This is a genomic window from Streptomyces viridochromogenes (genome assembly GCF_001270495.1).
In the GTDB taxonomy this organism is placed as follows: Bacteria; Actinomycetota; Actinomycetes; order Streptomycetales; family Streptomycetaceae; genus Streptomyces; species Streptomyces viridochromogenes_A.
Genome location: NZ_LGUR01000173.1, coordinates 107,305 through 128,726, shown reverse-complemented (window position 1 = coordinate 128,726; position 21,422 = coordinate 107,305). Strand labels below are relative to the sequence as shown.

The 21,422-nt window shown below is 70.8% G+C and carries 15 protein-coding genes and 1 pseudogene; 11 read left to right on the top strand and 5 right to left on the bottom strand.

Annotation, left to right across the window (positions count from 1 at the left end; all coding sequences use genetic code 11):
• Positions 1–99 precede the first annotated feature (99 nt).
• Positions 100–1,389, top strand: a complete 1,290-nt coding sequence (locus tag ADK36_RS17695; RefSeq protein WP_048585958.1) for a citrate synthase — start codon at positions 100–102, stop codon at positions 1,387–1,389.
• A 770-nt stretch (positions 1,390–2,159) separates the two neighbouring features.
• On the opposite strand, the gene ADK36_RS17690 is transcribed toward ADK36_RS17695, so the two are convergent.
• The 3 genes from ADK36_RS17690 to ADK36_RS17680 all read right to left on the bottom strand — a co-directional run bounded on the left by ADK36_RS17690 (position 2,160) and on the right by ADK36_RS17680 (position 5,476).
• Positions 2,160–4,466, bottom strand: coding sequence for a heavy metal translocating P-type ATPase (locus tag ADK36_RS17690; protein WP_048585957.1), 2,307 nt, complete (start codon positions 4,464–4,466; stop codon positions 2,160–2,162).
• Positions 4,467–4,473: 7 nt separating this feature from the next.
• Positions 4,474–4,713, bottom strand: coding sequence for a heavy-metal-associated domain-containing protein (locus ADK36_RS17685; protein ID WP_048585985.1), 240 nt, complete (start codon positions 4,711–4,713; stop codon positions 4,474–4,476).
• A gap of 79 nt (positions 4,714–4,792) precedes the next feature.
• The gene (locus ADK36_RS17680) at positions 4,793–5,476 is read right to left on the bottom strand and encodes a TetR family transcriptional regulator (protein WP_053198217.1); all 684 of its coding nucleotides are present in this window, start codon (positions 5,474–5,476) and stop codon (positions 4,793–4,795) included.
• A gap of 197 nt (positions 5,477–5,673) precedes the next feature.
• Here ADK36_RS17680 and ADK36_RS17675 point away from each other — a divergent pair, with 197 nt between their 5' ends.
• Both ADK36_RS17675 and ADK36_RS17670 read left to right on the top strand, forming a co-directional pair.
• Positions 5,674–7,908, top strand: a complete 2,235-nt coding sequence (locus ADK36_RS17675; protein ID WP_048585955.1) for an MMPL family transporter — start codon at positions 5,674–5,676, stop codon at positions 7,906–7,908.
• A gap of 116 nt (positions 7,909–8,024) precedes the next feature.
• Entirely contained in the window at positions 8,025–9,101 is a 1,077-nt protein-coding gene (locus tag ADK36_RS17670) for a zinc-dependent alcohol dehydrogenase family protein (RefSeq protein ID WP_048585954.1), read from the top strand.
• Here ADK36_RS17670 and ADK36_RS17665 read toward each other — a convergent pair.
• The gene (locus ADK36_RS17665; RefSeq protein ID WP_048585953.1) at positions 9,049–9,615 is read right to left on the bottom strand and encodes a GNAT family N-acetyltransferase; all 567 of its coding nucleotides are present in this window, start codon (positions 9,613–9,615) and stop codon (positions 9,049–9,051) included. The two genes, ADK36_RS17670 and ADK36_RS17665, sit on opposite strands and share 53 nt — an antisense overlap.
• A gap of 61 nt (positions 9,616–9,676) precedes the next feature.
• Positions 9,677–9,877, bottom strand: coding sequence for a helix-turn-helix transcriptional regulator (locus ADK36_RS17660; RefSeq protein ID WP_048585952.1), 201 nt, complete (start codon positions 9,875–9,877; stop codon positions 9,677–9,679).
• A gap of 501 nt (positions 9,878–10,378) precedes the next feature.
• On the opposite strand from ADK36_RS17660, the gene iolC reads away from it, so the two are divergent.
• From iolC to ADK36_RS17625, 8 genes and pseudogenes are all read left to right on the top strand, one after another.
• Positions 10,379–11,353 (top strand): 5-dehydro-2-deoxygluconokinase, encoded by a 975-nt coding sequence (gene iolC / locus ADK36_RS17655; protein ID WP_053198216.1) that lies wholly within the window; start codon positions 10,379–10,381, stop codon positions 11,351–11,353.
• The gene (locus ADK36_RS17650) at positions 11,350–12,231 is read left to right on the top strand and encodes a Cgl0159 family (beta/alpha)8-fold protein (protein ID WP_048585950.1); all 882 of its coding nucleotides are present in this window, start codon (positions 11,350–11,352) and stop codon (positions 12,229–12,231) included. Before iolC ends, ADK36_RS17650 begins: the two co-directional genes overlap by 4 nt.
• Positions 12,232–12,369: 138 nt before the next feature.
• Positions 12,370–12,477, top strand: a pseudogene (locus ADK36_RS50240) (5-deoxy-glucuronate isomerase); the annotation flags it as partial.
• 106 nt (positions 12,478–12,583) lie between these two features.
• Positions 12,584–14,467, top strand: a complete 1,884-nt coding sequence (iolD, locus tag ADK36_RS17645; protein WP_053198214.1) for a 3D-(3,5/4)-trihydroxycyclohexane-1,2-dione acylhydrolase (decyclizing) — start codon at positions 12,584–12,586, stop codon at positions 14,465–14,467.
• Between the two features lie 14 nt (positions 14,468–14,481).
• Positions 14,482–15,984 (top strand): CoA-acylating methylmalonate-semialdehyde dehydrogenase, encoded by a 1,503-nt coding sequence (gene mmsA / locus ADK36_RS17640; protein ID WP_048585948.1) that lies wholly within the window; start codon positions 14,482–14,484, stop codon positions 15,982–15,984.
• A 206-nt stretch (positions 15,985–16,190) separates the two neighbouring features.
• Positions 16,191–17,705, top strand: coding sequence for an APC family permease (locus tag ADK36_RS17635; protein ID WP_234329790.1), 1,515 nt, complete (start codon positions 16,191–16,193; stop codon positions 17,703–17,705).
• A gap of 113 nt (positions 17,706–17,818) precedes the next feature.
• Complete coding sequence (locus ADK36_RS17630; protein WP_053198212.1) at positions 17,819–20,476, top strand: alpha/beta fold hydrolase; 2,658 nt, start codon at positions 17,819–17,821, stop codon at positions 20,474–20,476.
• Positions 20,473–21,339 (top strand): ABC transporter permease, encoded by an 867-nt coding sequence (locus ADK36_RS17625; protein ID WP_048585946.1) that lies wholly within the window; start codon positions 20,473–20,475, stop codon positions 21,337–21,339. Before ADK36_RS17630 ends, ADK36_RS17625 begins: the two co-directional genes overlap by 4 nt.
• Positions 21,340–21,422: the final 83 nt, after the last annotated feature.

The following is a 21,422-nucleotide window of genomic DNA, read 5'->3' as shown; positions in this document are numbered from 1 at the left end:
AATGGTCGACCCCGAGTGCACTCTCCTGAGCCGAATGGGGGAGGGTAGAGACAGTCAGGGCAACCTCGAAGATGAGGCACAACGTCGGTGAGGGAAGACGTGAGCGACAACTCTGTAGTACTGCGGTACGGCGACGGCGAGTACACCTACCCGGTGATTGACAGCACCGTCGGCGACAAGGGCTTCGACATCGGCAAGCTGCGTGCCCAGACCGGTCTGGTGACGCTGGACAGCGGCTACGGCAACACCGCCGCCTATAAATCCGCCGTCACCTACCTCGACGGCGAGGCGGGCATCCTCCGCTACCGCGGCTACCCGATCGAGCAGCTGGCCGAGCGCTCCACCTTCCTGGAGGTGGCCTACCTGCTGATCAACGGTGAGCTGCCGACCGTCGACGAGCTCTCGAACTTCAAGAACGACATCACGCAGCACACCCTGCTGCACGAGGACGTCAAGAACTTCTACAAGGGCTTCCCGCGCGACGCCCACCCGATGGCCATGCTGTCGTCGGTCGTCTCCGCGCTGTCCACCTTCTACCAGGACAGCCACAACCCGTTCGACGAGACGCAGCGCAACCTCTCGACGATCCGTCTGCTCGCCAAGCTTCCGACGATCGCGGCGTACGCGTACAAGAAGTCGATCGGCCACCCGTTCGTCTACCCGCGCAACGACCTCGGTTACGTCGAGAACTTCCTGCGGATGACGTTCTCGGTGCCGGCGCAGGAGTTCGAGCTCGACCCGGTCGTCGTCGCCGCGCTCGACAAGCTGCTGATCCTGCACGCGGACCACGAGCAGAACTGTTCGACGTCGACGGTCCGTCTGGTGGGCTCGTCGCAGGCGAACATGTTCGCGTCGATCTCCGCCGGCATCTCCGCCCTCTGGGGCCCGCTGCACGGCGGCGCCAACCAGTCCGTCCTGGAGATGCTGGAGGGCATCCAGGCCAACGGCGGCGATGTCGACTCCTTCATCCGCAAGGTGAAGAACAAGGAGGACGGCGTCCGCCTGATGGGCTTCGGCCACCGGGTGTACAAGTCCTTCGACCCGCGTGCGAAGATCATCAAGGCCGCGGCGCACGACGTCCTGTCGGCCCTCGGCAAGTCCGACGAGCTGCTGGACATCGCCCTGAAGCTGGAGGAGCACGCGCTCTCCGACGAGTACTTCGTCTCGCGCAACCTCTACCCGAACGTCGACTTCTACACCGGCCTGATCTACCGGGCCATGGGCTTCCCGACCGAGATGTTCACGGTCCTGTTCGCCCTCGGCCGCCTCCCGGGCTGGATCGCCCAGTGGCACGAAATGATCAAGGAGCCGGGCTCCCGCATCGGCCGCCCGCGCCAGATCTACACGGGCGTGGTCGAGCGCGACTTCGTTCCCGTCGAGCAGCGCTGACACCTGCCGGTGGGGGCGCCGGGTTCGCCGGTGCCCCCGTTACGGCGCTGCGGTCCCTGGGCTTCGGGCGCCTTGGTCGAGCGCGGCTTCGGTCCCGTCGAGCAGCGCTGAGCCCGGTTCTCAGAGCCTCGTGCCCGGCTTCGGTCGGGTGCGGGGCTCTTGTGCGTTCGAGGGCTCGCGCGCCCGCGCGGGTGGCGGAGATGTGCGGGTGGCACAGACGCGCGGAATAAAGAAGGCGCCCTGGCGGCGGTCCCCCCACGGGCCGACGTCCAGGGCGCCTTCCCATGTCCCGGTGCGGATTCCCCCCACGGGATCCGGCCGGGCGTCTGAGAGAGCAGCGCCTGAATTCGCTGTCTTTCGTCTTTCGGTGTTGCCGTTTGAGCAGAACGAGCAAAACTCGTCGTACTCATGTATGGGGTTGTGGTGTGCGGTCTGCCGGGACAGCGCACGCTCGGGAGGGCCGCTCAAAGCTTCCCGAAGTGCGTGCCCCGGCAACGCAACTCTGAGGAAGTCCCCCAAGACATCCTCAGATGCCAGTTAGCGCCCCCCAAGACGCTGCCTGACATCGTCAACTTAGACCTTCGAACCCCTTCGATGGTTACCTTCACATCACTGTGATCTGCGTCTCTTGCATATGTCCGTTAGATGCGCAAGAGCCCCGAAATGCCGATCGGGACCCAAGCGTAAGGATGATGCGCGAGCCTTGTGAAGAGCTTATGTGAGCCGGGCGTCGGACTCCAGAGGGGCCCAGCGGGGTTCTTACTACGAATTCACCGGAACGTCCGCAGTCGCAAGCTGTTCGTCACCACGAACACCGAGGAGAAGGCCATCGCCGCCCCCGCGATCATCGGGTTCAGCAACCCCGCCGCGGCCAGCGGCAACGCGGCCACGTTGTACCCGAAGGCCCACACCAGGTTGCCCTTGATCGTGGCCAGCGTCCGCCGCGACAGCCGGATGGCGTCCGCCGCCACCCGGAGATCGCCGCGCACCAGCGTCAGATCGCTCGCCTCGATCGCCGCGTCCGTCCCCGTCCCCATGGCAAGACCCAGATCGGCGGTGGCAAGCGCGGCCGCGTCGTTGACGCCGTCGCCGACCATGGCCACGCACTGCCCCTCGCGCCGCAGCCGCCGTACCACCTCGACCTTGTCCTCGGGCAGGACTTCCGCGATCACCTGATCGATACCGACCGCGTCCGCCACCGCCTCGGCGACCGCCCGGTTGTCCCCGGTCAGCAGCACCGGAGTGAGCCCCAGCGCCCGCAGCTCGCGCACCGCCTCGGCGCTGGTCTCCTTCACCGCGTCCGCGACGGCGAGGACACCGCGCGCCATTCCGTCCCACCCGACCACGACGGCCGTACGGCCGTCCCTCTCGGCCTCTTCCTTCGCGCGGGCCAGCCCGGTGGGCAGCGCGTCGAAGAGGCGCCCCACGGCCACGTCACGGCCCTCCACGCGTGCGCGTACGCCGCGCCCGGGCACGTTCTCGAAGCCCGTTACCTCCGGCAGCCGTCCGACCCTCCCCCAGCCTTCGGCCGGGGGGACCCGCATCTCGCTTCGCTCCTGCGCGCCCGCGGCGATCGCCCGCGCGACGGGATGCTCGGAGGCGTGCTCCACGGCCCCCGCGAGCCGCAGCACCTCCTCCTCGTCGGTGCCCTCCGCGACGTACACCTTCTGCAGCGTCATCCGGCCCGTGGTGACCGTGCCGGTCTTGTCCAGGACGACGGTGTCGACCCGGCGCGTGGACTCCAGCACCTCGGGGCCCTTGATGAGGATGCCGAGCTGCGCCCCGCGTCCGGTGCCGACCATCAGGGCCGTGGGCGTGGCGAGGCCCAGCGCGCAGGGGCAGGCGATGATCAGCACCGCGACGGCCGCGGTGAACGCGGCGACCGTGTCGTCGGTGATGCCGAGCCACGCCCCGAAGGTGGCGACCGCGAGGACGATGACCGTCGGCACGAAGACCGCGGAGATCCGGTCGGCGAGCCGCTGCACCTCGGCCTTGCCGTTCTGCGCGTCCTCCACCAGCCTCGCCATCCGCGCGAGCTGTGTGTCGGCGCCGACCCGGCTCGCCTCCACGACCAGCCGGCCCCCGGCGTTGACGGTCGCCCCGGTCACCGCGTCCCCGACCGTCACGTCCACCGGCACCGACTCACCGGTCAGCATGGCGGCGTCCACCGCCGACGTGCCCTCGACGACCGTGCCGTCGGTGGCGATCTTCTCGCCGGGCCGTACGACGAACCGGTCACCGACGACCAGCCTGTCCACCGGGACGCGGACCTCACGGCCGTCCCGCAGCACGGACGCGTCCTTCGCGCCGAGCTCCATCAGCGCCCGCAGCGCGGCTCCAGCGCGGCGCTTGGCGCGTGCCTCCAGGTAGCGGCCGAGGAGGATGAAGGTGACGACCCCGGAGGCCACTTCGAGATAGATCTGCGAGGCGCCGTCCACGCGCGCGACCGTGAACGCGAAGGTGTCGTGCATGCCGCTCATGCCCGCGTCGCCGAGGAACAGCGCCCACAGCGACCAGCCGTACGCCGCCAGGGTGCCCATCGAGATCAGCGTGTCCATGGTCGCGGCGCCGTGCCGGGCGTTGGTGAAGGCGGCCCGGTGGAAGGGCAGTCCGCCCCAGACGACGACCGGCGAGGCGAGGGTGAGCGCGAGCCACTGCCAGTTGTCGAACTGGAGGGCCGGGACCATCGACAGCAGGATGACCGGGACGGCGAGCAGGGCGGAGACGGTGAGGCGTTGGCGGTAGGAGGCCGGTTCGGGGCCCTCCTGGGCTTCCCCCGGAGCCTCTTGCGGCTGCTGTGGCCGCAGTGGCTCTTGTGGCGCGGGTTCCGGGGGAGCCGGTTCCGCGGCGGTGTAGCCCGTCTTCTCCACGGTGGCGATCAGGTCGGCGACCTGGATGCCCGCGGGGTAGCTGACCTTCGCCTTCTCCGTCGCGTAGTTCACCGTGGCGGTCACGCCGTCCATGCGGTTGAGCTTCTTCTCGACGCGGGCCGCGCAGGAGGCGCAGGTCATCCCGCCGATGAGCAACTCGACTTCGGCCGCCCCGGCTATCGCAGGTTGGTCGGTGGTGCGGGGCATCTCAGGCTCAGATCTTGGCGACCAGCTCGAAGCCCGCCTCGTCGACGGCCGCGCGCACGGCCTCCTCGTCCAGCGGGGCCGCGGAGACGACGGTGACCTCGCCGGTCGAGGCGACGGCCTTCACCGAGCTGACACCGGGGAGTTCGGAGAGCTCACCGGAGACGGCTCCCTCGCAGTGTCCGCAGCTCATGCCGCTCACCTTGTAGATGGCGGTGACGGAACCCGGGGTGTCGGTCTGCGCGGTCATGTCGTTCTCCTCGTCGGGCATGTGGGGTTGACGGGGCCCGCGGCGACCCGCGGGGCCCCTCCTCTACCACGGTATACCCCTACGGGGTATTTCTCCAAGAAGGGTCGGCGTGGCCGGGAAGCGGGTCGAGGTGACCGAGCCTGTCACCCACCAGCGGATCGAGATAGCGGATCAGGGCGTACTTCAGCTCCTGGATGTAGGCGTCGCGTTCGGCGCCCTCGTGGGCGAGGACCAGCTCCAGGCCGGCCTTGTACAGGCCCAGGCACATATGGGAGGTCCGGGTGAGGTCGCCCGGGTCGGCGTCGGGCAGGAACGAGGAGAGCAGCCCCTCGATCCGGGACAGCAGGGTCGCGTGCAGGGCGTCGTGTTCCTCGGCCATGCGGCCGGGGATGTCTGGGCCGTGCATCAGCGCGAAGAACACCGGGTGGTCGCAGTTGAAGGCGATGAACCGGTCGACGGCCGAGCCGACGGCCTCCTCCAGCGGGGTCGCGGGATCGACCGGCGCGAGCGCCTCGCCGAACGTCTCGCGCATCTCGCGCATGAGCCGGTCGCCCAGCTCGATCGCGATCGCTTCCTTGTTCGGGAAGAACTGGTACAGCGTGCCCGGTGAGACGCCGGCCTCGCGGGCGATGGCGTTGGTGCTGGCGGCCGTGTAGCCGCTGGTGGTGAAGACGGCGGCCGCGGCTTCGAGCAGCTGGGCGATACGGCGCTCGCCGCGGGCCTGGCGGCGGCGCGGCTGTTCCTTCTCCTGGTTGGCGGGCACGCGTTATCCCCAGTTCTCCGGACGCGATTGACAAAGACGAGTGGTCGCTCGCATTCTGGAGAAACGCGAGCGAGTTCTCGTGTTTGCCAGTCTATGGCAGTGACGGCTCCATGCTGCCTTGCTCCGCACCGCACGAATCAGAGCGACCGCATGAATCAGGGCGACGGCACGGATCAGAGCGAAGGGGACACCGCACAATGACCGAAGTCAACAGGCCGCCGCGCGTCGGAGGCTGGACCCGCTTCGTGACGGCCCGGCCCCGGTTGTCGCTGCTCGTGGCCCTGGTGATCACCGCGCTCGCCGTGCTGGCCGGCAGCGGGGTCGCCGACCGGCTGGGCAGCGGCGGCTGGGAGGACCCGGACGCGGAGTCGACGTACGCGACCAAGGCGCTGGAGCGCGAGTTCCCCGCCTCCCAGCCCAACCTCCTGCTCCTCGTGGACGCGGGCGACGCCTCGGTGGACGACCCCGCGGTCGCCGCGGAGGCCCGGCGCATCACCGCGCGCCTGGCCGCCGAGAAGGGCGTCACCGGGGTCGGCTCCTACTGGCAGGCGGACTCCTCGGCGGCCCCTGCCCTGCGCGCCGAGGACGGCCATGAGGCGCTGATCGCCGCCCGTATCACCGGCGAGGAGAAGGCGGCGGGGGAGACCCTGGACCGCATCGCGCCCGAGTTCCGGGGCGCGCACGGCCCGGTGGAGGTCAGCGTCGGCGGCCCGGTCGCGGTGCGGCACGAGATGCAGACGATCATCCAGGAGGACCTCGTCCGCGCCGAGGTGATCGCTCTGCCGGTCACCCTGGTGCTGCTGGTGATGGTCTTCGGCAGCGCCGTCGCGGCCCTGCTGCCGCTCGGTATCGGCATCGTCGCGATCCTCGGCACGAACGCGGTGCTGCGCGGCCTGACCGAGGTCACCGACGTGTCGGTCTTCGCGATGAACCTCACCACGGCGCTGGGCCTGGGCCTGGCCGTCGACTACGCCCTGTTCATCGTCCGCCGCTTCCGTGAGGAACTCGCCACCGGCGCCGAACCGTTGACGGCGGTCGGCACGACCCTGCGCACAGCCGGCCGTACCGTCCTCTTCTCGGCCCTCACGGTCGCGGTGTCCCTCGCGGCGATGCTGCTCTTCCCGCAGTACTTCCTGCGGTCCTTCGCCTACGCCGGGATCGCGGTGGTGCTGCTGGCCGCGGCGGCCGCGCTGATCCTGCTCCCCGCCGCACTGGTCCTGCTCGGCCACCGGGTCAACTCCCTTGACCTGCGCCGCCTGTTCCGACGCGGACAGCCGAAGCCGTCGGAGCCGGCCCCCGGTGTCACGGAGGGCAGGGCCTGGACCCGCACGGCCAATCTCGTCATGCGCCGCGCCCCCTTCTTCGCCCTGGGCACCACCGCCGTCCTGGTCCTGCTCGGACTGCCCTTCCTGGGCGTGAAGTTCGGCACCGCCGACGACCGCCAGCTGCCGTCGACCGCCGAGTCCCATGTCGTGCAGCAGCACATCCGTGACGGCTTCCCGGGCAGTCCCGGAGGCGGCCTGGAGGTGCTCGCCCAGGGCCGCGCGACGCAGGCGCAGTACGCCGCGTACAAGCACCGGATAGCCGCGCTCCCGGAAGTGCTGCGGGTCGACGGGCCGCTCGTGAAGGGCGAGTCGGCGTACTTCACGGTGCTGCCGAAGGGCGAGGCCGTGGACGACCCGGCCCAGGGTCTGGTGGACGACCTGCGCGCGGCACCGGCCCCGTTCGACACCAAGGTGACCGGCGCTGCGGCGGTCCTGGTCGACTCCAAGGACGCGATAGCCGAACGCCTGCCCCTGGCGGCCGCCTTCATCGCGATCGTCACCCTGCTGCTGGTGTTCCTGCTGACGGGCAGTGTGCTCATCCCGGTCCAGGCGGTGGTGCTCAACGCACTCAGCCTGACGGCGATGTTCGGCGCGGTGGTCTGGGTCTTCCAGGACGGCCATCTGTCCGGCCTGCTCGGCTTCACCAGCCCCGGTTCGATCGAGACGACCCTCCCGGTGCTGATGTTCTGCGTCGCCTTCGGACTGTCGATGGACTACGGCGTGTTCCTGCTCTCCCGCATCAAGGAGGAGTACGACACGACCGGCGACCATGACCAGGCGGTCCGGCACGGCCTTCAGCGCACGGGCGGCCTGATCACCGCAGCCGCGGTGATCCTCGCGGTGGTGATGGTCGCGATAGGCACGTCCCGGGTGACCAACACCAAGATGCTCGGCCTCGGGATCGCCCTGGCGGTGCTGATGGACGCGATGATCGTCCGCAGCCTTCTGGTCCCGGCGGTCATGCGCCTCACGGGGCGGGCGACCTGGTGGGCGCCGGGTCCGCTGCGGCGGTTCCACGAGCGGTTCGGGCTGAGTGAGGGGGAGTCGACGCCGGCCCCGGCCACCGCGCCCGCGCCGGAGCGGGACAAGGTGAGCGCACGCCGCTGACCTGGGGCGCGGGGCTGTACCGACCGCACGGTCGCCCTACCCGCGAGGTCGGCGGAGCGTCTAGCGTTCGCGATGACCTCCGTGTACCTGTGCGGCGCGGCGGAAGGGAGAGCGGCATGCGGGCAGTGGTGTTCGAGCGGTTCGGGGAAGCGGCCGAGGTACGTGAGGTGCCCGACCCGCACCCCGCGCCCCACGGAGTGATCGTGCGGGTCGAGGCCACCGGGCTGTGCCGCAGCGACTGGCACGGCTGGCAGGGGCACGACCCGGACATCACGCTGCCGCATGTGCCGGGCCATGAACTCGCCGGTGTCGTCGAGGCGGTGGGCGACCGGGTGACGGGCTGGCGCCCCGGCGACCGGGTCACCGTGCCCTTCGTGTGCGCCTGCGGCGGCTGCGCCGCGTGTGCCGCGGGCGACCAGCAGGTGTGCGAACGGCAGACTCAGCCTGGCTTCACGCACTGGGGCTCCTTCGCCCAGTACGTTGCGTTGGACCACGCCGACGTCAATCTCGTCGCCGTACCCGAGGGGATGTCCTTCGCGACGGCGGCCTCGCTGGGGTGCCGGTTCGCCACGGCGTTCCGGGCGGTCGTGCAGCAGGGCCGGGTGGCGGCGGGGGAGTGGGTCGCGGTGCACGGCTGCGGCGGGGTCGGCCTGTCGGCGGTGATGATCGCGGCGGCCTCGGGCGCGCGGGTCGTCGCGGTGGACGTCTCGTCGCAGGCCCTGGACCTGGCGCGGAAGTTCGGCGCGGCGGAGTGCGTGGACGCGTCGAGCACGCCGGACACCGCGGCCGCCATCCACGCCCTGACCGGCGGCGGCGCCCACCTCTCCCTCGACGCCCTCGGCTCGCCCGTCACCTGCGCCGCCTCCGTCAACGGCCTGCGCCGTCGGGGCCGGCACATCCAGGTGGGCCTGCTGCCCTCCGCCTCCGGCACCACCCCCGTCCCCATGGCCCGCGCGATCGCCCTGGAACTCGAACTGCTGGGCAGCCACGGCATGGCGGCACACACCTACCCGACGATGCTGGAGCTGGTTCGGGCGGGTGTGCTGCGGCCGGATCTGCTGGTGACGTCGACCATCACGCTGGACGCGGTGCCGGCCGCGCTGACGGCGATCGGGACGACACCGGGGGCGGGGGTGACGGTCATCGAGCCGTGGAGTCGAGGGCGGCCCACTCGTGGTCGAGGACGGCCATGAGGACCTCGTCCAGCCACTCGCCGTCCCTCGACTGGGCTTCCCGGCGGATCCCTTCCGTCACGAACCCGACCTTCTCGTACACGCGCAGGGCGCGGTGGTTGTGGCTGTAGGCACCCAACTCGATTCGGTGCAGGGCGAGTTGCTCGAAGCCGTATCCGACGATGAGCCGGGTGGCCTCGGTGCCGATGCCACGATCACGGCCGCGCGGGCCGATCAGCGTGCGGAAGGTGCAGCTGCGGGCATGCGGATCCCACTCGTACAGGACGACCTCGCCGACGAGTTCGCCGGTGGAGCGGTCGGTGACGGCGAGGTCGAGACGGTCGGGCCGGTCGGACAGGGAGCCGTACCAGGAACGCACCCGCTCCAGGGTGAGTTCGTTGTCCGGCGAGAAGGTGAAGCGCTCGACCTCGGGGTCCTCGATGATCTCCCACATGATGTCGGCGTCGGCCCCGGTGAACGGCCTGAGCACGGTCTTGTCGCCGATGAGCGTGGGTTTGACGGAGAAGCTGTTCATGCGAGGACTGTGCCCCAGGGGTCGGATGGGGCACAGCTTGTTTTCCGCGGGGCCGGGGACGTCAGTCCACCCTTCTGCCCCGGTTGCCCGGGCGGGACTCCACCCAGGCGCGCACCGTGTCCGGGTACCAGAAGGGCTTGCCGCCCTCCACGTGGTCCGGTGGTGGCAGCAACCCGTGCTTGCGGTACGACCGCACGGTGTCCGGCTGCACCTTGATGTGCGCCGCGATCTCCTTGTAGGACCAGAGCATTCGGTCGGTCATCGGTTGCACCTCCCTGCGCGCGCCGCGGCGGCGACCGGGGGCGGTCGTCGGGGGTACCGTGCGCTGCGCTGGCGATCACAAAGCCTGTGCCCCGTCAACGACGCCCGGTGAGAGGCGGACAGGGCCTGTGCGCCGGGTGTGACGCAGGGCGCGCGTACATGCGACATGCGTAACAGGAAAGCGGCCTTCGTGACACAGCTGACGCAAAGGCGCATGGGCGCGGCACATTGACAGCGTCTCGCCCCGGCCCCGGCCTCTGTCACCCACGTGCACTGCACCCCCCAGGGGTGCGGGGAACTGCGCGGCCAGCCCCGGACAACCCGCACTCGCCTCCCGACGGACCCCGGCAGACGCCCAGGCGCCCGTCCCCCGGAGGCTCGGGCCTCGTTCGAATGTCTGGACAAAACATTGACAGGCCTCCCCCGGCAGGGCTACAAAACCGTGGAGGGCCGACCCGCGCAGTCGGCACCGGAGCCGCGACGAGGAGACCGAGGGACACCGATGGCGTACGACCTGATCACCATGGGCCGGATCGGGGTGGACCTCTACCCGTTGCAGACCGGTGTCCCGCTGCCGCAGGTCACGTCCTTCGGCAAGTTCCTCGGCGGCTCGGCGACGAACGTCGCGGTCGCCGCGGCCCGGCTGGGACGGCGGACCGCGGTGATCACCCGCACCGGCGACGACCCCTTCGGCACCTACCTCCACGAGGCCCTCCAGGGCTTCGGCGTCGACGACCGCTGGGTCACCCCGGTCCCCGGCCTGCCCACCCCGGTCACCTTCTGCGAGGTCTTCCCGCCGGACGACTTCCCGCTGTACTTCTACCGGCAGCCCAAGGCCCCGGACCTGGAGATCGACGCCCACGAGCTCGACCTCGACGCCATCCGCGACGCCCGGATCTTCTGGATCACCGGCACCGGCCTGAGCGAGGAGCCCAGCCGTACGGCGACGCTCGCGGCTCTCGCCCATCGCGCCAAGTCCGGCACCACGGTCTTCGACCTCGACTGGCGCCCCATGTTCTGGAGCGGTGACATCAGCGGCTCCCGCCGCGGGCCGGCCGAAGCCCGCCCCTTCTACGCGGAAGCGCTGCGGCACACCACCGTCGCCGTCGGTAACCTCGACGAGGTGGAGGTCGCGACCGGCGTCCGCGAGCCGCACGCCGCCGCCCGCGCGCTCCTCGACGCCGGTGTCGAGGTCGCGGTCGTCAAGCAGGGCCCCAAGGGCGTCCTCGCCGTCAACAGCAAGGGCGACCAGGCCGAGGTCCCGCCGCTGCCCGTGAACGTTCTCAACGGACTCGGCGCCGGTGACGCCTTCGGCGGCTCCCTCTGCCACGGGCTGCTCGAAGGCTGGGACCTGGAGAAGACCATGCGGCACGCCAACGCCGCCGGTGCCATCGTCGCCTCCCGCCTGGAGTGCTCCTCCGCGATGCCGACGCCGGACGAGATCGAGGCCGCCATCGCCGCCGGGGCCGTCAAGTGACCGTCGACATCGCGGAACTCGTCCGCACCCGCACCCGGCACCCCGAGGCCGTCGCGGAGGCCGCCGCCCGGCGCATACGCCGGCCGCTCCTCGGTGACAGCGGCCGACTGATGATCGTCGCCGCCGACCACCCGGCCCGCGGCGCGCTCGGCGTCGGCGGCCGCAGCCTGGCCATGGCCAACCGTGCCGACCTGCTGGAACGCCTCTGCCTTGCGCTGTCCCGCCCCGGCGTCGACGGCGTCCTCGCCACCGCCGACATCCTCGACGACCTGCTGCTGCTCGGCGCGCTCGACGACAAGGTCGTCATGGGCTCCATGAACCGCGGCGGCCTCCAGGGCGCCAGCTTCGAGCTCGACGACCGCTTCACCGGCCACCGTCCCGAGGACATCCAGCGCCTGCGCTTCGACGCCGGCAAGCTGCTCCTGCGCGTCGACTACGACGACCCGGGCTCCCTCACCACCCTGGAGTCCACCGCCCGCGCCGTCGACGAGATGGCGGCGCGCCGACTCCCGGTCTTCGTCGAGCCGTTCATCAGCGGCCGCACCCCCGAGGGCAGGGTCGCCAACGACCTGTCCGCCGAAGCCGTCACCAGATCCATCGCCATCGCCTCCGGCCTGGGCGGCACCTCGGCCTACACCTGGCTGAAGGTGCCGGTCACCGACAATCCGGACGACATGGCCGAGGTCATGGCGACCTCGACGCTGCCCGCCGTACTCCTCGGCGGTGAGGTCGGCGAGGACCAGGACGGGGCATACGAGAAGTGGCGCGGTGCCCTCCAACTGCCCACCGTGCAGGGCCTGGTGGTGGGGCGTTCGCTGCTCTACCCGGCGGACGGGGACGTTGCCGCCGCGGTGGACACTGCCGTAGGACTGCTGTGAGAGCCCATGACCACGAGCCGTACGTCCCGCCGCGCAGGGCCACAAGCCTGTGCCGACCCGCGGCTCGACGGCGCGAACGTGGCCGGCCCTGAACGACCCGTACACGAACGTCCCGTAACTCCCCGTCGGTTCTCCCAGCGGAGCACCGACGCACAGAACGCCTCCGGCGCGGGTGGCCGCTTTGCTTTGGCAGGAGCGAAGTGCGAGCGAAGACTCCCCGCCCGCTACGGCCCCGCGCCGGAGGTCCACGATCCGGGCCGTCGAGTCGCACGGGACGGCTGAGCCGTACGGGGCGGCTGAGCCGTACGGAAGTGGCGGATCTGCTTTCCATCCGGACCACACGGAGGTACCGATGACCTCAACGACGAGGCTCACGGTCGCACAGGCGCTCGTCCGCTTCCTGTCCGCCCAGTACACCGAGCGGGACGGCGTACGGCACCGGCTGATCGGCGCCACCTGGGGCATCTTCGGCCATGGGAACGTCGCCGGGATCGGCCAGGCGCTCGTCGAGTACGGCGATGTCATGCCGTACCACCAGGGCCGCAACGAACAGGCGATGGTGCACGCGGCGGTCGGCTACGCCCGGCAGTCCGGCCGACTGTCCACGCACGCGGTGACCACCTCCATCGGCCCCGGCGCGACCAACCTCGTCACCGGCGCCGCGCTCGCGACCGTCAACCACCTCCCGGTCCTGCTCCTCCCCGGCGACGTCTTCGCCACCCGCCCCGCCGACCCGGTCCTCCAGCAGCTCGAAGTCCCCTACGCGGGCGACATCAGCGTCAACGACTGTCTGCGCCCGGTGTCGAAGTACTTCGACCGGATCACCCGGCCGGAAGCCCTCATTCCGTCCGCCCTGAACGCGATGCGGGTGCTCACGGACCCCGTGGAGACCGGTGCGGTCACGCTCGCGCTGCCCCAGGACGTGCAGGCCGAGGCGTACGACTGGCCCGACGACCTCTTCGCCGAGCGCATCTGGGCCACACGGCGTCCGGGGGCCGACCCGACCGAACTGGCCGAGGCCGTACGGGCGATCCGCGACGCCCGCCGTCCCCTCGTCGTCGCGGGCGGCGGCGTCCACCACAGCCGCGCCGAGGAGGCGCTCGCCGAGTTCGCGGAGGTCACCCGCGTCCCCGTCGCCTCCACCCAGGCCGGCAAGGGCTCCCTGCGCCACGACCACCCCCAGGACGTCGGGGGAGTGGGCCACACCGGCACCGCCACCGCCGACGAACTCGCCCGCACCGCCGACCTGGTGATCGGCGTCGGCACCCGCTACACCGACTTCACGACCGCCTCCGGCACCCTCTTCGCCAACCCGGACGTCCGCTTCCTCAACCTCAACATCGCGCCCTTCGACGGCCACAAACTCGCCGGGACGCCGCTGATCGCGGACGCCCGCAGCGGCCTGATGGAGCTGACCGCGGCCCTGGACATGCACGCGTACCGCGTCCCCGCTTCCTATGTCACCGAGTACACCGAGGACAAGGAACGCTGGGAGCAGCGCGTCGACGCCTGTTACGAGGCGGACGAGCCCGACGTACGGCCGACGCAGCCGCAGGTGCTGGGCGCGCTGGACGCGATCGTCGACGAGTCGGACGTGATCATCAACGCGGCCGGTTCCCTCCCCGGCGATCTGCACAAGCTGTGGCGGGCGCGCTCGCGTGACCAGTACCACCTGGAGTACGGCTACTCCTGCATGGGCTACGAGGTCCCGGCCGCGATCGGCGTGCAGATGGCCGCACCGGACCGGCCCGTGTGGGCGCTGGTCGGCGACGGCACCTATCTGATGATGCCGACGGAGATCGTGACCGCCGTGCAGGAGGGGATCGCGATCAAGGTGTTGCTCGTGCAGAACCACGGGTACGCGTCCATCGGCGGCCTGTCGGAGGAGACGGGCGCCGAGCGCTTCGGCACGGCGTACCGCCACCGCGCGGACGACGGCACCTTCACGGGCACCCCGCTCCCCGTCGACCTGGCCGCCAACGCCGCCAGCCTGGGCATGCGGGTGCTGCGCGCGAAGACCGTGAGCGACCTGCGTGAGGCACTCGCTCAGGCCCGTACGGCCGACACTCCCACATGTGTCTACGTCGAGACCCAAACGGCAGACACAGTGTCGGGCGCGCCGCCCGCGCAGGCCTGGTGGGATGTTCCCGTGGCCGAGACCGCGACCCGACCGTCGGCGGTCAAGGCACGTGAGCTGTACGAACGGCACGTCTCGACCCGACGCCGCCATCTGTGAGGGAGTAACCGGTCATGACGAAGATCGTCAACCATTGGATCGGCGGCAAGACCGCCGAAGGCGCGTCGGGCACGTTCGGGCCGGTCACCGACCCGGCTACCGGCGCGGTCACCACGAAGGTCGCGTTCGCCTCGGTCGACGAGGTGGACGCGGCGGTCGCCGCCGCCAAGGAGGCGTACCTGACCTGGGGCCAGTCCTCGCTGGCCCAGCGGACGTCCATCCTGTTCAAGTTCCGGGCGCTGTTGGACGCCAACCGGGACGCGATCGCCGAGCTGATCACCGCCGAGCACGGCAAGGTGCACTCCGACGCCCTCGGCGAGGTGGCGCGCGGCCTGGAGATCGTCGACCTGGCGTGCGGCATCAGCGTGCAGCTGAAGGGCGAGCTGTCGACGCAGGTCGCGAGCCGCGTGGACGTCTCGTCGATCCGCCAGCCGCTGGGTGTCGTCGCGGGCATCACGCCGTTCAACTTCCCGGCGATGGTCCCGATGTGGATGTTCCCCATCGCCATCGCGTGCGGCAACACCTTCGTGCTGAAGCCGAGCGAGAAGGACCCGTCGGCGGCGATCAAGATCGCCGAGCTGCTGGCGGAGGCCGGTCTGCCCGACGGTGTCTTCAACGTCGTGCACGGCGACAAGGTGGCCGTCGACCGCCTCCTTGAGCACCCCGACGTCAAGGCCGTCTCCTTCGTCGGCTCGACGCCCATCGCCCGCTACATCCACACCACCGCCTCCGCCAACCACAAGCGCGTCCAGGCCCTGGGCGGCGCCAAGAACCACATGCTGGTCCTGCCGGACGCCGACCTGGACGCCGCCGCCGACGCCGCCGTGTCGGCCGCCTACGGCTCCGCCGGCGAGCGCTGCATGGCCATCTCGGCCGTCGTCGCGGTCGGCTCGATCGGTGACGAGCTGGTGGAGAAGATCCGCGAGCGCGCCGAGAAGATCAAGATCGGCCCCGGCAACGACCCGACCTCCGAGATGGGCCCGCTGATCACCGCCGTGCACCGCGACAAGGTGGCGTCCTACGTCGAGGGCGCGGCGGCCGAGGGCTGCGAGGTCGTGCTCGACGGCACCGGCTACACGGTGGACGGCTTCGAGGACGGCCACTGGATCGGCATCTCGCTCCTCGACAAGGTGCCTACCAGCGCGAAGGCGTACCAGGACGAGATCTTCGGCCCCGTCCTGTGCGTGCTGCGCGCCGAGACGTACGAGGACGGCGTGGCCCTCATCAACGCCTCGCCGTTCGGCAACGGCACCGCGATCTTCACCCGGGACGGCGGCGCGGCCCGCCGCTTCCAGCTGGAGATCGAGGCCGGCATGGTCGGCGTCAACGTCCCGATCCCGGTCCCTGTCGGCTACCACAGCTTCGGCGGCTGGAAGGACTCGCTCTTCGGCGATCACCACATCTACGGCAACGACGGCACGCACTTCTACACCCGCGGCAAGGTCGTCACCACCCGCTGGCCGGACCCGGCGGACGCCCCCACCGGCGTCGACCTCGGGTTCCCGCGCAACCACTGACGCACCGACTTGAGCGTCTGGGGCCGTCCGGATCGCGGACGGCCCCATTTTTTTGCGGGCCCGCGCTGCGGTTCCCGCATGCTCGAAAGTCGTGCTGTACACGGCTTTGACGCAACGCTAACACGCGTCAAGATGCCATTCGACAACGAATTCCGTAGGTAATGAGCCATTGACGTGATGGTTTCCGTCAATGTTGCATCCCCCTCGTGACCGACACCCTCACCCCTGTCGAGGGCGCCGTCGTCGAGGCGTCGGACGGCCCCCAGGACAGCCCCCGGAAGCTCAAGCGCTCGATCGGCGTGGTCGGCGGCACGCTGCTCACGCTCTCCTGCGTGACCCCGGCGTCCACCCTCTTCGTGGTCGTGCCCGACCTGTTCGGCTCGCTCGGCACCGCCACCGCCCTGACGATCGCCATCGGCTCCCTGCTGTGCGTCGCCGTGGCGTTCTGCTACTCGGAGCTGGGGACCCTCATCCCCAGCGCGGGCGGCGAGTACGCGATGGTGTCCACGCTGGCCGGGCGGCTCGCGGGCTGGCTGGTCTTCGTGCTCTCCGTGCTGGTCGTCATGATCGTCCCGCCGGTGATCGCCATGGGCACGGCCGACTACCTCGCACCGATCGTCCGTCTCGACCCGTCCCTGGCCGGCGCCGGCGTGATGCTGCTCGCCACCCTCGCCGGCCTGCTCGACCTGCGCGCCAACGCCTGGATCACCGGCGTCTTCCTGGTCCTGGAGGTCATCGCCGCGGCCGTGGTGGCGGTGCTCGGGTTCGCGCACGCCGAGCGCGGCCCCGCGAGCCTGGTCTCCATGGAGGTGGCGGGCGCGGACGGCCGTACCGACACCGTGACGGCCCTGCTGATCGTCTCCGGACTCGCGATCGCCCTCTTCGTCACCCAGGGCTTCTCGACCGCCGTCTACCTCTCCGAGGAGATGGAGCACCCGCGCCGCAACGTCGCCCGCACGGTGCTGGCCACCCTCGCCATCTCCGCCGTGATCATCCTGGTCCCGGTCGCCGCCATCACCCTGGGCGCGTCCGACATCGGGGAGCTGACCGGCGGCGACATCAGCTCCATGGTCACCGCCTGGTCCAACTCCGCGGTCGGCACCTTCGTCAGCCTCTGCGTGGCCCTGGCGATCATCAACGCGGGCATCGTCATGGTCATCCAGAACTCCCGCGTGCTGTTCGCCTCGGCCCGCGACAAGGCCTGGCCCGAGCCGATGAACCAAGTCCTCGCCAGGCTCGGCCGCTTCGGCTCCCCGTGGGTCGCCACCCTCGCGGTCGGCATACCCGGCGCCGCCCTGTGCTTCGTCAACCTCGACACCCTGTACGGCGTGACGGGGGTCTCGGTGACGGGGATGTACCTGCTCGTCGCAGTCGCGGCCCTGCTGTCCCGCCGCGCTCCCCACAAGCACACCCCGGCGTGGCGCATGCCGCTGTGGCCCGCGATGCCGGTCCTGCTGATCGCGGTCCTGGTGTATATCCTGAGCCAGCAGGAGGCGTCGCACCTGCTGTGGACGGGTGGAACAACGGCGGTGGCGACCCTGTACTGGGCGCTGTACCTGCGCCCGCGCCGCCACACACGCTGGCTGGTCTCGATACCGACGGACGAGCAGGCGCCCTTCAGGGGCGCGGGGCCGTCATCGACATGCGGCTACCGCCGCGTGGGCGCGACCAGCCACGACGAACCCGCAGTCGGCGGGTCACAGAACGGACCGAGTTCTTAGCCGTCGTACCACGAACGCGGTATATGGAAGCGGCCCTGTACCCCCCTGGAAGGGCCCGCGATTCAGCCCTCGGTCGATAACTGACCGACAGGTTGGCCCCGTACCGTTGAACCATGGATCTTCGACTGCCCGCACTGCGGGGGCGCGTACGGAGGCCGCGCCGGTGGATCGCCGGCGTGGCCTCCGTCATCGTCCTCGCCGGTGCCGGGACATGGACCGCCGCCGCCTCGGACGACGCGCCGGCGGTACGGCACGCCGACCGCGTCATGGACATGGGCGACGGGGTGCGGATCGACACCTCGTACTTCACGACCGCCGGGAGCGGCCGCCGTCCCGCCGTCCTCCTCGCGCACGGCTTCGGCGGCAGCAAGGACGACGTACGGCAGCAGGCCGAGGACCTCGCCCGGGACGGGTACGCCGTTCTGACCTGGTCGGCCCGCAGCTTCGGCAAGTCGACCGGCAAGGTCGGGCTGAACGACCCGAAGGGCGAGGTCGCCGACGTCTCCAAGCTGCTCGACTGGCTGGCGAAGCAGCCCCAGGTGGAGCTCGACAAGGCCGGCGACCCGCGCGTGGGCATGGCGGGCGGCTCCTACGGAGGCGCGATCTCCCTGCTCGCCGCCGGGTACGACGACCGGGTGGACGCCATCGCACCGGCGATCACGTACTGGAACCTCTCGGACGCCCTGTTCCCGAACGGCGTCTTCAAGAAGCTCTGGGCGGGCATCTTCGTCAACTCGGCCGGCGGCTGCGAGAAGTTCGAGAAGCAGATCTGCGAGATGTACGAGCGGGTCGCGGAGTCCGGCACTCCGGACGCGCAGGCCGAGCGGATGCTTCAGGAGCGCTCGCCGTCCGCCGTCGGCGACCGCATCAAGGTCCCCACCCTGCTGATGCAGGGCCAGACCGACTCCCTCTTCCCGCTGGACCAGGCCGACGCCGCCGCGAAGGCGATCCGCGCCAACGGCGCACCCGTCGACGTCGACTGGATCGCGGGCGGCCACGACGGCGGCGACATGGAGACGGGCCGGATCCAGGAGCGGGTACGGACCTGGTTCGACCGCTACCTCAAGAACGACAAGAGCGCCGACACCGGCCCCGAGTTCCGCGTCACCCGCACCCTCGGCAACGGCAGCGGAGACGGCGAGCCCCGGCTGAGCGGGGTGAGCGCGGACAAGTACCCCGGCCTGGAGAGCGGCCCGCGCTCGATCGCCCTCACCGGGCGGGAGCAGAGCTTCGAGAACCCGGCCGGCGCCAGTCCGCCCGCCGTGTCGGCCCTGCCCGGACTCGGCAGCGCCGGCGGACTGTCCCAGCTGTCCTCGCTCGGCATCGGGGTGTCCCTCGACTTCCCGGGCCAGTTCGCCGCCTTCGAGTCGGCGCCCGTCCGGGAGGACCTGCAGATCACCGGGTCGCCGACGGCCACCGTCCACGTGAAGTCCACGAGCGACGACGCGGTGCTCTTCGCCAAGCTGTACGACGTCGGCCCGGGCGGTCAGGCCAGTCAGGTGCTGCCCTCGCAGCTCGTCGAGCCCCTCCGGGTCGAGGGCGCGAAGGCCGGCAAGGACGTCAAGATCACCCTGCCCGCGATCGACCACGAGGTCGACGACGGCCACCGCCTGCGGCTGGTCCTCGCCTCCACGGACCTCGGCTACGCCTCCCCGGCGGCCCCGGCGACGTACACCGTCTCCCTGAAGGGCGACCTCAAGGTCCCCTCGGCGCTCGGTGACACGAACTCGCCCGCGTCGCTGCCCGCCTGGGTGTGGTGGCTGCCCCTGACCGGCGGGGTGATCGCGCTCGCCCTGCTGGCGACCGGACGGCGCCGCACCACGGCACCGGCCGCCCCCGACCCCGCACTGGCCGAAGTGCCGCTCCAGATCACCGACTTGAGCAAGCGCTACGCCAAGTCCGCCGACCGTTACGCCGTCAAGGACCTGTCCTTCCGGGTGGAGAAGGGCCAGGTGCTCGGCCTGCTCGGACCGAACGGCGCGGGCAAGACGACGACCCTGCGCATGCTGATGGGCCTGATCAAGCCGGACGGCGGCGAGATCCGCGTCTTCGGCCACGCGATCGCGCCGGGCGCCCCGGTGCTCTCCCGCGTCGGCGCCTTCGTCGAGGGCGCGGGCTTCCTCCCGCACCTGTCCGGCCGCGAGAACCTGGAACTGTACTGGCAGGCCACCGGCCGCCCGCCGCAGGACGCCCACCTCGACGAGGCCCTGCGGATCGCGGGCCTCGGCGACGCGCTCGCGCGAGCCGTCCGCACCTACTCCCAGGGCATGCGTCAGCGCCTCGCCATCGCCCAGGCCATGCTCGGCCTGCCGGACCTGCTGATCCTCGACGAGCCGACGAACGGCCTCGACCCGCCACAGATCCGCGAGATGCGCGAGGTCATGATCCGGTACGCGGCGGCCGGACGCACGGTCATCGTCTCCAGCCACCTGCTGGCGGAGGTCGAGCAGACCTGCACCCACCTCGTGGTGATGGACCACGGCCAACTCGTCCAGGCGGGCCCCGTCAGCGAGATCATCGGCTCCGGCGACACCCTCCTCGTGGGCACCGCGGAACCCGTGGACGAGCCCGTCGTCGAGAAGGTCGCCGCCCTGCCGGGCGTGGCCTCGGCGGTGCGCGCCGACGACGGTCTCGTCGTACGGCTCGACGCGGACGGCAGCGCACGGCGCCTGGTCGCCGAACTCGTCCGGCTGGAAGTGCCCGTCGAGTCGGTGGGCCCGCACCGCCGCCTCGAAGACGCCTTCCTCACCCTGATCGGAGACTCCGCATGAGCAGCACGACGACCGAGCGCGCGGAGGTCGCCGACGGCTACCGCGCGGGCCGCACGCTGCCGATCCGGGTCGAACTGGTCCGGCAGCTGAAGCGGCGCCGCACCCTGGTCATGGGCGGCATCCTGTTCGCCCTGCCGTTCGTCCTGCTGATCGCCTTCCAGGTGGGCGGCGGTCCGGGATCGGGCAACAACCAGGCCGGTCTGATGGACACGGCCACGCTGTCCGGGGCGAACTTCGCCGCGGTCAACCTGTTCGCCTCCGCGGGCTTCCTGCTCGTCGTCCCCGTCGCCCTCTTCTGCGGGGACACGGTCGCCTCGGAGGCCAGCTGGTCCTCCCTGCGCTATCTGCTGGCCGCGCCCGTGCCCCGGGCCCGCCTGCTGTGGTCCAAGCTGGTCGTCGGCCTCACCCTCAGCCTGGCCGCGATGATCCTGCTCCCGCTGGTGGCCCTCGCGGTCGGCACGGCGGCCTACGGCTGGGGCCCGCTCCAGCTCCCCACCGGCGACTCGCTGGCCCCCGGAACCGCGGCCCAGCGTCTGCTGATCACGGTGGCGTACATCTTCATCTCCCAACTCGTCACCGCAGCCCTGGCGTTCTGGCTGTCCACGCGGACGGACGCGCCGCTGGGCGCGGTCGGCGGCGCGGTCGGCCTGACCATCATCGGCAACGTCCTCGACGAGGTGACGGCCCTCGGCGACTGGCGCGACTTCCTGCCCGCGCACTGGCAGTACGCCTGGCTCGACGCCGTACGGCCCCAGCTCGACTGGTCCGACATGATCCAGGGCACGTCCCTGTCGGTAACGTACGCCCTGGTGCTGTTCGCGCTGGCCTTCCGCGGTTTCGCCCGCAAGGACGTGGTGTCGTAGGTCACCGGAAGATCACCCACCGGTCTCGGCAGGCAGCTCTCGTGCCCTCTTCGAGACGCATCCGCAACCCTCCGTAACGCACG